General features: G+C 63.7%; 10 protein-coding genes. 8 read left to right on the plus strand and 2 right to left on the minus strand.

Annotated features, from left to right (window positions below):
• Positions 1-58 precede the first annotated feature (58 nt).
• The 8 genes from nuoK to ACZ5B4_RS15750 all read left to right on the plus strand — a co-directional run bounded on the left by nuoK (position 59) and on the right by ACZ5B4_RS15750 (position 10301).
• A complete protein-coding gene (nuoK, locus tag ACZ5B4_RS15715) occupies positions 59-400 on the plus strand; it encodes an NADH-quinone oxidoreductase subunit NuoK (protein WP_464912178.1) in 342 nt (113 codons plus the stop codon).
• Positions 397-2799: an NADH-quinone oxidoreductase subunit L gene (locus ACZ5B4_RS15720; RefSeq protein WP_464912179.1), complete on the plus strand. Its 2403-nt coding sequence runs from the start codon at positions 397-399 to the stop codon at positions 2797-2799. Before nuoK ends, ACZ5B4_RS15720 begins: the two co-directional genes overlap by 4 nt.
• 168 nt (positions 2800-2967) lie before the next feature.
• Positions 2968-4764, plus strand: coding sequence for a complex I subunit 4 family protein (locus ACZ5B4_RS15725; RefSeq protein ID WP_464912180.1), 1797 nt, complete (start codon positions 2968-2970; stop codon positions 4762-4764).
• Positions 4765-4861: 97 nt separating this feature from the next.
• Entirely contained in the window at positions 4862-6631 is a 1770-nt protein-coding gene (locus ACZ5B4_RS15730; RefSeq protein WP_464912181.1) for an NADH-quinone oxidoreductase subunit N, read from the plus strand.
• A gap of 105 nt (positions 6632-6736) precedes the next feature.
• Positions 6737-7291 carry a hypothetical protein gene (locus ACZ5B4_RS15735; RefSeq protein ID WP_464912182.1) on the plus strand — a complete coding sequence of 185 codons (555 nt, stop codon included), beginning with the start codon at positions 6737-6739 and terminating at the stop codon, positions 7289-7291.
• A 113-nt stretch (positions 7292-7404) separates the two neighbouring features.
• Positions 7405-8241 carry a TatD family hydrolase gene (locus ACZ5B4_RS15740; protein WP_464912183.1) on the plus strand — a complete coding sequence of 279 codons (837 nt, stop codon included), beginning with the start codon at positions 7405-7407 and terminating at the stop codon, positions 8239-8241.
• 154 nt (positions 8242-8395) lie between these two features.
• Complete coding sequence (locus tag ACZ5B4_RS15745; RefSeq protein WP_464912184.1) at positions 8396-9307, plus strand: glycoside hydrolase family 16 protein; 912 nt, start codon at positions 8396-8398, stop codon at positions 9305-9307.
• A 232-nt stretch (positions 9308-9539) separates the two neighbouring features.
• A complete protein-coding gene (locus ACZ5B4_RS15750) occupies positions 9540-10301 on the plus strand; it encodes a 3-keto-disaccharide hydrolase (RefSeq protein ID WP_464912185.1) in 762 nt (253 codons plus the stop codon).
• 143 nt (positions 10302-10444) lie between these two features.
• Here ACZ5B4_RS15750 and ACZ5B4_RS15755 read toward each other — a convergent pair whose 3' ends face one another.
• On the minus strand, positions 10445-11851 hold the full coding sequence (locus ACZ5B4_RS15755; protein WP_464912186.1) for a cation diffusion facilitator family transporter: 1407 nt from the start codon (positions 11849-11851) through the stop codon (positions 10445-10447).
• 35 nt (positions 11852-11886) lie between these two features.
• Positions 11887-12732 (minus strand): TatD family hydrolase, encoded by an 846-nt coding sequence (locus ACZ5B4_RS15760; protein WP_464912187.1) that lies wholly within the window; start codon positions 12730-12732, stop codon positions 11887-11889.
• Positions 12733-12800 lie beyond the last annotated feature (68 nt).

A 12800-nucleotide genomic window follows, 5' to 3' on the forward strand; every position in this document is an offset into this window, starting at 1 on the left:
AAACGCACCTCGAGGAACTTGGCCCACAACGATAAGTCAACGAAGATACCGGGTATCCATGATCGATCCGCCGCTAGCTCAGATTCCGCTCGCCGCCTATTTGTTGGTGGGAACCGTCCTGTTTGTGACGGGTATCGCCTGCATGATCGCCAAGCGGAACTTGATCGGCATTTTGATCGGGATCGAGCTGATTCTGAACGCAGGAACGATCAACCTGGTGGCGATGTCCGGCCCGTTCGTGGCCGGGAGCACCCTGCCCGCCTTGGACGGCCAAATCTTCGCCCTGTTCGTAATTCTTCTGGCCGCCGCCGAGGCGGCCGCGGCCCTGGCCATCGCTTTGACATTCTACGGCGGTTACGCGACGATCGACGTCGATCACGGTGATCGGTTGAACGGATGATGGAACCTCACACGGCAATTCCGAGCTTGCTGGCGGCGGCCTGTTTGGCGCCGCTGGCCTCGTTCGTGGTGATCTTGCTTGCCGGGCCGCGATTGGGACCCGGAGGCCGCTGGGCCGGCTACGTCGCCACGGCGGCCATCGCGCTTTCGTTCGTGCTCTCCGCGGCGGCCGCGTACCAGTGGTTCACCGCCCATCCGCTCTCGCCATCCGTCGCGAGCCACGAGGCGGCGGATGTTCACGCTTCCGGCGATCACACCGGCGTCGCGCCGTCCCCTCTGAGCGGGACGTGGTACACGCTCGCCCGCTTCGGCGAGCTGCAACTCAGCGTCGGGTACTATATCGACTCGCTAACGATCGCGATGTTCCTCATGGTCGGCTTCATCGCGACCTGCATCCACGTCTACTCCTTCGGCTACATGCATGAGGAGTTGCACGAATTCCACGACGGCGAAGTCCGCGGAGACGACGGCGAGCCTCTGGTGCGACCCGGGCGTTTCCACCGGTTCTTCCAGTTCCTATCGCTGTTTTGTTTCAGCATGTTGGGACTGGCGGCGTCGGGCAACCTCTTCATGGTCTTCGCATTTTGGGAATTGGTGGGCGTCTGCTCGTACTTCCTCATCGGCTTCTACGTCGAACGCCGCTCGGCCTCCACCGCCGCCAACAAGGCGTTTATCGTCAATCGGGTGGGCGATTTCGGCATGGTGTTCGGGTTGATGATCTTGCTGGGTACGCTGGGCACGCTCGATTTCGGCGACGTGCCGGGACCCCGCGGTGAACTGCGACCCGGGATGTTCTCCCTGGTTCGCGCCGAGGCCGAGCATCACGCCCTGATCGTGCCCGAGGGAATGCGGCGATTCGCGGGCGGGGCCGTGCCTTCCGGCGAAAGCGCGGATGGATCGGCGGACCGGGCCGGGACGGCACACGGGGCGGCCGCCGACGATTCCCGGCAAGGAGCCGCTCCGCGCCGCGGCGCACCGTCGGGCTACTTGTGGTTGATTCTGGCAGGCCTCGGGGTTTTCTGCGGGTGCGTGGGCAAGAGCGCTCAGTTCCCCTTGCACGTCTGGTTGCCCGATGCCATGGAAGGCCCTACGCCGGTCAGCGCCTTGATTCACGCCGCCACCATGGTGGCCGCCGGCGTGTATTTGGTGGGACGCTGTTATCCCCTCTTCACGCCCGAGGTTCTCTACGTCGTGGCCGTGGTCGGTACCATCACGCTGTTGATTGCGGCCAGTATCGCCTTGACGGCGACGGATATCAAACGCGTATTAGCCTATTCGACGGTCAGCCAGTTGGGTTACATGATGCTGGCCTTGGGAGTCGGCGGTTGGGTCGCCGGGCTGTTCCACCTGCTGACCCACGCCTTTTTTAAGGCCCTGTTGTTCTTGTGCTCGGGTTCGGTCATTCATGCCTGCGGGACCAACGAAATGCCGCGGATGGGCGGTCTGTGGCGGAAAATGCCCTGGACCGCCGGCACCATGCTCATCGGCTGTCTGGCGATCTCCGGAGTGGGAATCCCGCTGTGGTTCGGTTTCAGCGGCTTCCACTCCAAGGACGCCGTCATTGCCCAGGTCTTGCTGTTCCAGCGTGCCAATCCGATCTACGGTTGGGTGCTTTACGCGGCGGTGATCGGAGCGGCGATGACGGCCTTCTACATGTTCCGGCTGTGGTTCATGACGTTCGCCGGGACGCCGCGGGATGAGCACGTGTTCGCCCACGCCCATGAATCGCCGCCGTCCATGGTCGTCCCGCTGGCGGTGTTGGCGATCATGGCGGTCGTGGCGGGATGGCAGGTGCCGGGGACGGAGTTCAGCATCCCGAACATCTTGGAGCAGGGGCGACCGGCCGGGACGGGCGAAGCGGGGTTTGCCGGAGCGGCCTGGACGGCGTTGACCGTGCCGCCGGAGCACGAGTCGCACCAAGCCGTTATCCATGCCGCGGCCTCTTGGGCGGCCTTCGCCGCGGCGGTGCTCGGTATCGGCTTGGCCGTCGTCTTCTACGGCACGCGGAACGTCGATCCGGCTCGGGTCGCGGCGGCCGTTCGGCCGGTGTACGTTTTCCTTAAAAACAAATGGTATTTCGACGAGCTTTATGCCCGGCTTTGGGTTCGTCCCACGCTCTTTCTGGCCGGTTGTGCGGCCTGGGTGGATCGGCAAGTGATCGACCGGTTGGCCGACGGTTCCGCCGCCGCCGTCCGCGAGTTTGCCGTATGGGACGACGTGTTCGACCGCCTGTTCGTGGACCGAGCGGTGAACGGTGTGGCGGAGTTAACCTATCGCCTGGGCCTGAGCCTGAGACGGATTCAAACCGGTAGAATCCGGCTGTATATCGTGTGGTTGGCCGCGGGGACGGCCGCCTTGTTCGTCCTCGCTTCGTTGTATTGGCAATTCTTGACGACATAATCCAATCGGCCGCGACCCGGTCGCAAGCGAGCAGCCGATCGCACGCTTGCGGCTGCGGCGGGATCGCCCGCCCGCATCGACCGGCGAAGCCGAAAACGGAATACGCGAATGGGACATGCGCGCCCCCGTGCGGCGCGTCGAGGACAACTTCGGATACGATCGCAGACCATGGCTGCCGCAATTGTCTTGAGCTTGATTATCTTCCTGCCCACGCTGGTGGCGTTGATCCTGCTTTTCATCCCGGCTCGGGCGACGGAAGCCATTCGCCGGTTGACGCTGGGGGCGACGCTGGTCGTGTTTCTGCTAAGCCTGCGGCTGATCTTGCCGGGCTTCGGAGACTCCGACAACCCGGTGGAACGGGCGGTATCGCAGGCGCGATTCACGGCGGGCGAGCCGGGTTTCCAAAACCTGGTGCAAATCCCCTGGATCCCCTCGTTCGACATCTATTACTTCCTCGGATTGGACGGCCTGAGCCTGCCGCTGGTCCTCCTGACGGCGTTTCTCAGCGTCTTGGCGGCCGCCGCAAGCTGGTCCATCACCAAGCACGTCAAGGCTTACAGCATCCTGTTTCTGCTTTTAGAGACGGGCATGCTGGGAGTGTTCACCGCCCTGGACTTTTTCCTCTTCTACGTGTTCTGGGAGGTGGTCCTGCTGCCGATGTACTTCCTGATCGGCATTTGGGGCGGACCGCGCCGGGAGTACGCCGCCATCAAGTTTTTCCTGTTCACGCTGGTCGGCTCCGTGCTGATGCTGATCGCGCTCTTGGTGATGTACTACAACAGCGACGTCCGCCGGCTCTCGGAGCAGCAGCGGCGCGACGCCTTGCTGCACGAATCGGTCATCACCAAGTCTTTGGCGCCGAGTGAAAAACCCCTGCACACGTTCAGTCTTCCGGCCTTGGCGGAGCTGGGCCGATTACCGGATTCGCCTTTCCTCCGGCCGGCACTCTTCGGCAAGTCTCTGGCCTGGTGGTGCTTCTTGCTGCTCTTGATCGGCTTCCTGATCAAGGTGCCCTCCGTGCCGGTCCACACCTGGTTGCCGGACGCCCACGTCGAGGCGCCCACGCCGATCTCGATGATTCTGGCGGGGATTCTGCTCAAGATGGGCGGGTACGGCATCCTGCGGATCTGCTATCCGATCTTTCCGTCGGCGGCCTTCGAATTGGCTTGGCTGGTTTGCCTGCTGGGACTGGTGAGCATGGTTTACGGCGCCTTGGCCGCCCTGGCGCAGAAGGATTTCAAGCGGCTGGTGGCGTACAGCTCGGTCAGTCACATGGGCTACGTGGTGCTCGGTATCGGAGCCTGGAGCCTGGTTCCCGGCATTTGGGACGGCCAGTACTGGAAGATGGGAATGAACGGGGCGATGTTCCAGATGATCGCCCACGGGTTGTCCTCGGCCGGCATGTTCTTTTTGGTGGGCGTGCTGTACGACCGCGTGCACCACCGGGAAATCGACCGCTTCGGCGGCATTTACGGCCGAATGCCCGCCTATTCGGCCTTGGCCTTCGGGCTGTTCTTCGCCGCCCTGGGGCTTCCCGGGCTGTGCGGGTTCATCGGCGAAGTCTTGGTGGTTCTCGCTTCCTTCCGCTACAGCGTGGTCATGGCGATCATCGCGGCGTCGGTGATGATTCTGACGGCGGGTTACATCCTGTGGACGATCCAGCGGGTCTATCTGGGGCCGGAATACCGTGGGCCGCACCCCGAGGGGCTGACGCCCCTCACCGCCCGGGAATTCATGATCGGTGCGGCGCTGTTGATACCGGCCGTCGTCTTGGGCGTCTATCCTCAATCGCTGTTCCAGTACATGGCTCCCAGCGTGGATCGCACCGTGGACGAAATCTCGGCCTGGATGCGACGCGCGGAAGCCGCAGAGTCGCAGGGGACCCCGACGGCGGATTTGCCCGCCTCCACGCGAGAAGGCTGGCTGCAAGCCTTGAACTCCGACGGCAAGGCGGAAGGGGGATGATTCCAATCCGTCGCCCGGGCCGCAGCCGAGCGGGTGGGCGTTCCCTGTGCGGCATGAAGCGTATTCCCTGGAACCGTTTTCGGGACGTGAATCGATCGTGAATCTGCTTTATTTGCTCGAGCGACTCGAAGGCGACGTCTCTCTCTCCCTACGGCTATTCGCGCCGGAGGGGTTGGTCTGCGTCACCATGCTGTTGCTGCTGTTGTCGCGGATGTTCCTGCCGTCGCGCCGGAGGTTGCCGTACTCGCTGGCATTTCTCGGGGTGCTGGCGGCCTTGGCGGCAGCCGTCCTGCAATGGTCCTCGTTGGCGCTCCTTCCGCACTGGCCCCCTACCGCCGTAAGCGGCTTCACCGGTCTGTTGCGGTTCGATCTTTTAGGGCTGTTTTTCCGCATCCTGTTTCTGGGGTTCAGCGCGGTGTTCGTCGTTTTTCTGGCCATGACGCGGCTGCCCGAGGATGAGGACGCCGGGGAATTCCTGGTGCTTTATCTGGCATCCATTTTGGGCCTGTGCGTCATGGCTTCGGCCGATCACTTGTTGATGGTGCTGTTGGGCATGGAGATGGCCGGCGTTCCCGGGTACATTCTGGCCGGTTTTATCAAATCGCGTCGGGCGTCGGGCGAAGCGGCCGTCAAATTCGCCCTGTTCGGAGCGGCGGCGGCGGGTACCATGCTGTACGGCATGACGCTGCTGGCCGGCACCCTCGGTTCGTTCCATTTACCCGCCATGGGGGCACGATTGGCCGCGTTGACCGATCCTTCCGCCTTTGCCGCCCATGCCCCCGTCCTCGTGCTTGGACTGTTGATGCTGCTGGTGGGCTTGGCCTTCAAGCTCTCGGCGTTTCCTTTCCATTTTTGGGTGCCGGACGTTTTCGAGGGGGCGGCCGCCGAAGTCGGGGCCTACCTCTCCACCGTGTCTAAGGCGGGCGCGCTGATCCTGTTGATCCGCGTGACGGCGGGCTTGCTGGGGGCGGATCCGACCGTCAACCGTCTCCCGGAGCCGGCCCAGTTCGCCGCGGCGAAGCGGGGCATCACTGCCGAGTCCGCCCGGCTCGCCGTGACGCTGCCGAACGCCGTCCCCACTGCGGCGACCCTCGCGGCTCCCGGCGCGGACCGCGACGCTGCGCCGGCCCGACCGGTTTCGCTGTCATCGCCGGCCGCCGTGCCGGGTCGCTATTCTCCTACGGAGGTGGTGGGCCGATTCTTGGCCGCCGTGCTCGCCGTCTTGGCCGCCGTCAGTTGCACGTTCGGTAATCTGGCTGCGTACGGGCAGAGGAATTTTAAGCGGCTGTTGGGGTACTCCACGATAGCGCACGCGGGCTACATGCTGATGCCCGTCGCCGCCGCGGCCATGCTGTGGCCTTCCCAGCCCGAGCTTGCCCGCTGGGCCTTGGCCGCGACCGCCTTTTACGTGGCCGTCTATTTGATTATGAATTTGGGCGCGTTCGCGGCGACGGCCTTCCTGCGAGATACCTTCCGCAGCGAGACGATCGACGACTTTGCGGGCTGGGTCCGCGTCTCGCCGGGATTGACGGCGGCCGTGACCGTGATCATGTTCAGTCTGATCGGTTTGCCGCCCTTGGCGGGTTTTGCGGCCAAGTTCGCGGCGTTCGCCTCACTGACCTATGCCGGGTTGTGGGCCTTGCTGGTGGTCGGCGCCGTCAACACGGCGATCAGCTTGTTCTATTACTTGCGCGTCGTCAAAGTCATGGTGTTGGACTCGCCTGGCGAGGCCGTTGCCGGGGAGCAGCCGGGCGTCGGCATCCCCGCCGCGATGTTCGTATCCTCGTTGGCCCTGGCGCTGATCGTGCTGGGCGTACTCTGGCAGCCCTTGTTCGGTTGGGCCAAGGCCGCGGCCGGTCTGCCGTGAGGCGCCGCACGACGCTTCTTCGGCGGCGAGGCGTCCCGCGCACGGCCGAATCAACGGGCGTACGCAGCCGCGGTTGCACGCTTACAGAATGGGAAAAAACGACTCGTGATGGAAACACAACTGGAACCCTTTTCCCAGGCTTCCTTCGGCAACGAAACGGCGGGAGCTTCCGATTCCTTCCGGAGCCGAAATGATGACGACAGGGCGGCCTCGGACGGCGGACTTTTGAATCGGATGCTGACGTTGACCGCCCGCTCGTTGCCCTCCTATTTGTATCGGGCCCGGCCTTGGGTGCCGGGTCGATTCGTCGATCTTTGGGACGCCATGCAGGAGATCGCGGGAGAGCACCGGGAATTCGCCGCGAAGGTGGCCGAGCATATCGTGCGTCGCGGCGGAATGCCCGATCCCGGCAATTACCCCGCCGTGTACACCGCGTGGCACGATCTGGCGCTCGACTTTCTGGCGGATAAGACGATCCGCGAGTTGCGAGACGGGGCGGCGGAGTTGGAGGCGGCCGCGGGCGGTTCCGGCCTCGACCCCGCCGTTGCCAAGTCGGCGGAATCGCTGCGACGGCTTTTCCTCGACGAAGCCGAGCGGTTGCAAACGTTGTTGGATGACTTACGACAAGTATCGCCCGCCTCGCCCGAGGATGCGGGATGACCGCCCGCCGCGCTCGCGGATCGCTCAAGGCTGGATTTGCAGGATAGGGCGGGAATCGGACGGCGAGAGAAGGATTCCCGAGCCGGTCGCCGCGGATGGAAAGGCCCCCCGCCATGCCAACGGATCGCAATGTCCCGCCCGGATTGTGGTTCGACACGCACGCCCATCTCTACCTGTTGGACGAGCAGTCGCCGCGGGAGGAGATGCTCCACCGCGCGGAAGAGGCCGTACACGCGGCGAACGAAGTCGGTGTTTGCGGGATTCTTTGTCCCGGCATCGACACGCCGAGCAACGAGGCCGCGATGGAATTGGCGCGGCGATGTCCCGGCGTGGTCTGGGCGGCGGTCGGCGTCCATCCCAATACGGCGGCGGAATGCGGCGAGGAAGATTGGGAGCGGGTCGCGGCCTGGGTCCGCGATCCCCGGGTCAAGGCGATCGGCGAAACGGGCCTCGACCGCTACCGTGATTACACCCCGTGGCATGTGCAATGCGACTGGTTTCGCCGTCACTTGGAGCTGGCTGTGCGGAGCGGACTGCCGGCGGTCATCCACTGCCGCGACGCCGAGGAGGAAATCACGCCCCTGCTAGGCGAGTTCGCGGCGCGGGGACTTCGCGGCGTGATGCACGCCTGTGCGGCCGCCTGGGACCATGTTGAACGGTGGCTGGAGTGGGGTTTCTACATCAGCTTTGCCGGCTCGGCGACCTACCGCAATCGCAAATTCGACGTGATTCGGGAGACGGCGCGGCGAGTACCGCTCGACCGGATTCTCGTGGAGACCGACGCCCCCTATCTGACGCCGGAACCGCTGCGGGGACGCGTCCCGCAATGCCGCGTGGAATACGTGGTCCACACGGGAACGTTTCTGGCGGGTTTGCGGGGCATGGCCGTCGAGGAGTTCGCCGCCCAAACGCGCCGCAACGCGGCCTCGCTCTTCGGCATAGCGCCTTGAGAACCGCGATCGGCAAAGCCTTGGAGTCGCGCGGTCGACCGAGTAGACTACGGTCGCGGCGGTTCCAGAAGTTGAACTCGGCCGTGCCGACGGAGGACAAGCCAAGCGGCGTTCACGATTTCAAGTGATGGGACTCGGCAGGAGAGGCAACGACATGCGACGCGGCTACGCAGGGTTGGGCTGGGCTGTGATTTTCGGTTTTTGCGCGGGCTGGGCATCGGCCGAAGACGCCCCACCGCCGGCGGCAGCCGCGCAACAGGCGATCGGCGAACCGGTGCCGAGCCGTTTGCCGCCCGGCAAACAGTGGAAATTGGTGTGGAGTGACGAATTCGACGGCACGGAGCTGGACCGCGACAAATGGGGATTCCGTCTCCACATGATGCACCGGCGTCACGAAACTTGGGTCGAAGACGCCTGGTATCTGGACGGCAAGGGACGTTTGGTGCTGACGGTCTACGAAAAGGACAGCGACTATTTCACGTCGCAGTTGCAGACCGGCGCCAACTTCATGGACCGGCCGCCGGACAGCACCTTCACGCAGAAGTTCGTCTGGCCGATCGCCGAACTGGAGCCGCCGCGCTTCGTCCACAAGTACGGCTACTACGAAATTCGCTGCAAACTGCCGACGCAGCCCGGCTGGTGGGTCGCCTTCTGGTTGCAATCGCCCTGCATCGGGGCGACGCTCGACCCGGGCGATTCGGGCGTGGAGATCGACATCATGGAGAATTTCTCCCGCGACGGCGTCATCTCCCATGCCGTGCACACCGGCGGTTACGGCAAGAACCGAAAGAGCAAAGGTTCCGGATCGGTTAAGCTCGAGGAATCGCCGGACGGATTTCACACCTTCGGCCTGCTTTGGACGCCGCGGGAGTACGTTTTCTATGCGGACGGCAAGGAGACCTGGCGGATCGACGAACCGATCTCGCACCGCGAACAATTCATTCTCGTCTCGGCGGAGTGCATGGGGTATCGGCGCGAGGGCCGCCCCAGCCCGGAACTCAAAGCCGCCGAACTTCCCGATGAATTCGTCGTGGACTACGTCCGCGTCTTCGATGAGGTTCCGTGACGGGAATGCGGATAAGGGGGCAAGCCTCGGGCGGTCCTCCCGCCCCCATCGCGACGTGACGCTTGACGGCGTCGCCACCGCGAACCATGATGACGGGATTGCATCGGCGACGTTGCCGTGAAACAATCGCCCCGCCTGAGGCAGCGTCGAAGTTTCCTTTCGGCGCCGCAAGGTCTCCGATTCGGCTTCGTTGTACTTGTGTTTCCGTTGTTTCAATCCCCAGGAGGTAGGTATGCGCACGTTGCTTGGGATCGTCTGTTGCAGCGCGGCCGCGTGGTGGGCCGCTTCGGCTCCCTTGTCGGCCGAGGAATGGGTCAGCGGCAAGGTTTGGGAAGAGCCGCCGGTCGTCACTCCCGGCCAGGACGGAGGGCCGCCTTCGGACGCCGTCGTACTTTTCGACGGCAAGGATTTGTCGCAATGGGAGAACGGCGAAAACTGGATCGTGGAAAACGGTTATGCCATTTCGCACGGCACCGGAATTACCAGCAAGCAGAAGTTCGGCGACTGCCAAGTGCATCTGGAATTCGCCACGCCGGAGAAGGTGGAAGGGTCGGGGCAAGGACGCGGCAACAGCGGACTGTACATGATGAACCGCTACGAAATCCAGATTCTCGATTCCCACGAAAACCCCACCTATTTCGACGGTCAATGCGGGGCGATCTATAAGCAGCATCCGCCGCTCGTCAATGCCTCGCGGGGGCCCGGCCAGTGGCAGGCCTACGACATCATCTTCACGGCTCCGCGTTTCGATGAGTCGGGAAATCTGGTGAAGCCCGCCTACGTCACCGTCATTCACAACGGCGTGGTCGTGCAGAATCATTTCGAAATTGAAGGGGCCACGGCGTGGGAAAAGGCGCCCGCTTACACCCCGCACGGCGAAAAGGAACCGATCCACCTGCAATTCCACGGCAACCCCGTCCGTTTCCGCAACATTTGGGTCCGTGAGTTGCGCGAGCTGGGCTGCCAACAGGGCGAGGCCAAGGCGTCGCACTGAACCCCGCCGCCGTTCTCGGTCGTTCCAACACATTTCCCTATCTCCTTGCGCCCAGGGCGTCGAGGGGATAGGGTTTTTGTTGCGCGGCGGCCGACGCAGGCGTTTGTGGAGCGTCCCGGCACGCGGCGACCGCGAGCGGAGACTCAGCCGGCATCGTTCTCGGGATGCGGTTCCACGTGGATCGTCACGCGGTGCAAGGCGGGGAATGCGTTGCGTAGTCGCCGTTCCAATCCGCGCGAGATCTCGTGCGCCTCGTGGATGGGCAATGCGCCGTCCAAGTGGACGTGAAAAGACAGCGCCAGACCCAGTCCCGTCCGCTGAAAGCGAAAGTCGTGCGCGTGTCCGACCGCCCCCAAGGAGGCCAAGAACTCGGTGATTACCTTCTCGACGCCGGCCTCGTCGCCGGGGAGGGATTCCGCCGGTTGGCTGGCGGACCACGGCTCCAAATGCGTGATGACCTCGTCGATATCGGCAAACTGGCTCTTCATCTCCTCCTCGAAACGCGAAGCCCGTTCATGGGCCTGTCTGAGGTTGAGCGCGGGGTCCAGTTCGACGTGCAATTCGACGGTCTGACGGCCGTTTTCCTCATGGATGGCGTGGACGTCGTGGGCCTCCAGGCCGTGACGCTTAGCCAGCACGCGAATCGTGGTGGCGCGATCCTCTTCAGCCCGGGCGGTGGGTTCGGGATGCACGATCACGTCGGCGTTGGGGACGGCTTGGCGCACGGCCGAAACAACATTGCTCACCAATTGGTGGGCGGCCTCCATGTTCAGATCGCGCGGGATGACGGCCGTCAAGTCGGCGAAGACGCCGGCCCCGCTTTGCCGCACGCGGACGTCCTTGACGTCCAAGACGCCTTCCACGCGGCCCGCCGCCGCAATCCGCTCCACCAATTCTTCGGAGGTTTGATCGGAGAGGACGGCCACCGAGCGCATCCCCAGACGCATGCTGACGTAGATAACCAGGACGCTTACCGAAAGGGCGGCGAGGGCATCGAGCTTTTCCAGCCCAGGCATACCCCATCGCTGTCCCAACCAGACGCCGGTTAGGCCTGCCAAGACCACCAGCGAGGACCAAACGTCGGTGGAGAAATGCAAGGCGTCGGCTTCGAGGGCCTGGCTGTGATATTTCGCGGCGGCCCGCTTCAGCACGCCCGCCCGCCAGACATCCACGCCGATGGACCCCAGCACGACGAGGAACGCCCACACGCTCGGCTCAATCTCGACGTTCTCGCGAAAGAAGAGGCGTGCCGCGGCTTCATAGATCACCCAGCCGGCGGTGATCAGCAGCAGCAAAGTCTGCCCCAGGGCCGAGAGGTTCTCGAACTTGCCGTGACCGTACGTATGGTTGCGGTCGGGCGGTTTTTCGGCCAGTCGAACCGCCCACAACGTCATGGCCGTGGCGATCAGATCGAGGCCGGAGTGCAAGGCCTCGGCGATGATTCCCAAGCTATTCGTCAACACCCCCACCAGCAGCTTGCAGGCGGTCATTCCCGCCGCGGCCAAGAGCGACCAGAGCGCGACGGCGATCTTTTCGTGCTGGAAAAGCATGGTGCTGGATCGGTTTCGGCCGGGATGCCGCCGGGTCAGGGAAAGCCCACGAGGCCGACTTCGCGCGTTTCCACCTGGATCAACGGCAGATCGAACTTGCGGTTCTGTCCCAGATAGCGGACCGGGTTATTGTGAAAGACCTCGATCGCCTCCTGGAGGGAGTGCCCGCGGCGGCGAAAATCGAAGATGCACTCGTGCAGCGTGGCCGGGTCGCTGGGGCCCCAATCCGCGGAGGAATTGATCAGCGTCCGCTCCCAGCCGTAGCGTTCCAGCATGTCCACGGCCCGACGGGGTGAACATTTCGTGATGGGGTACAAGGTGAAGCCCAGCCAGTAGCCCGCATCTTTGACCATCCGAATCGTGTGTTCCTCCACGTGGTCGATCCAGACCTTGTCGGGATCGAGGCGAAAGTTCTTCAGCACCTCCAAAATGCGTTTGGTGCCGAACAGCTTGTCGGCCAGATGCGGGGTATGCACGAGCAGGAGCTGATCGTACTGAAGGGCCAGCTCGATCTGGGCCTCGAAGATTTCGATTTCGTGAGGCGTGCTCTTGTGAAGCCCGGTCTCGCCCACGCCCAGCACGGTCGGTTTTTCGAAGAATGCCGGCATGTTTTCCAGGACGACGCGGCTCAGCTCGGGATTCTCCGCCTCCTTGGGGTTGACCGCCACCCAGCAGAAATGCCGGATGCCGTACTGTGCGGCCCGAGTCGGCTCGAACTCGCTGATTTGGCGAAAATAGTCGATGAACGTCTCGGGATACCGGCGGTCGAACCCCGCCCAAAATGCCGGCTCCGCCACGGCGACGACGCCGGCGGCCGCCATCCGTTCGTAATCTTGGGTGGTTCGCGCGATGGCGTGATAGTGCGGTTGAATGATGAACATGGGCCTTGCATTCCCTCGGGTTAGAATCGACGCTCCGTGAGGTGCCGGATCGCGCGAGCCGTCCGGGA

It is taken from the genome of Thermogutta hypogea (assembly GCF_055386265.1).

Coding starts and splice junctions, on each gene's coding strand:
- nuoK (WP_464912178.1), top strand. CDS start 59: ATGATCGATCCGCCGCTAGCTCAGATTCCGCTCGCCGCCTATTTGTTG.
- ACZ5B4_RS15720 (WP_464912179.1), top strand. CDS start 397: ATGATGGAACCTCACACGGCAATTCCGAGCTTGCTGGCGGCGGCCTGT.
- ACZ5B4_RS15725 (WP_464912180.1), top strand. CDS start 2,968: ATGGCTGCCGCAATTGTCTTGAGCTTGATTATCTTCCTGCCCACGCTG.
- ACZ5B4_RS15740 (WP_464912183.1), top strand. CDS start 7,405: ATGCCAACGGATCGCAATGTCCCGCCCGGATTGTGGTTCGACACGCAC.
- ACZ5B4_RS15745 (WP_464912184.1), top strand. CDS start 8,396: ATGCGACGCGGCTACGCAGGGTTGGGCTGGGCTGTGATTTTCGGTTTT.
- ACZ5B4_RS15750 (WP_464912185.1), top strand. CDS start 9,540: ATGCGCACGTTGCTTGGGATCGTCTGTTGCAGCGCGGCCGCGTGGTGG.
- ACZ5B4_RS15755 (WP_464912186.1), bottom strand. CDS start 11,851: ATGCTTTTCCAGCACGAAAAGATCGCCGTCGCGCTCTGGTCGCTCTTG.
- ACZ5B4_RS15760 (WP_464912187.1), bottom strand. CDS start 12,732: ATGTTCATCATTCAACCGCACTATCACGCCATCGCGCGAACCACCCAA.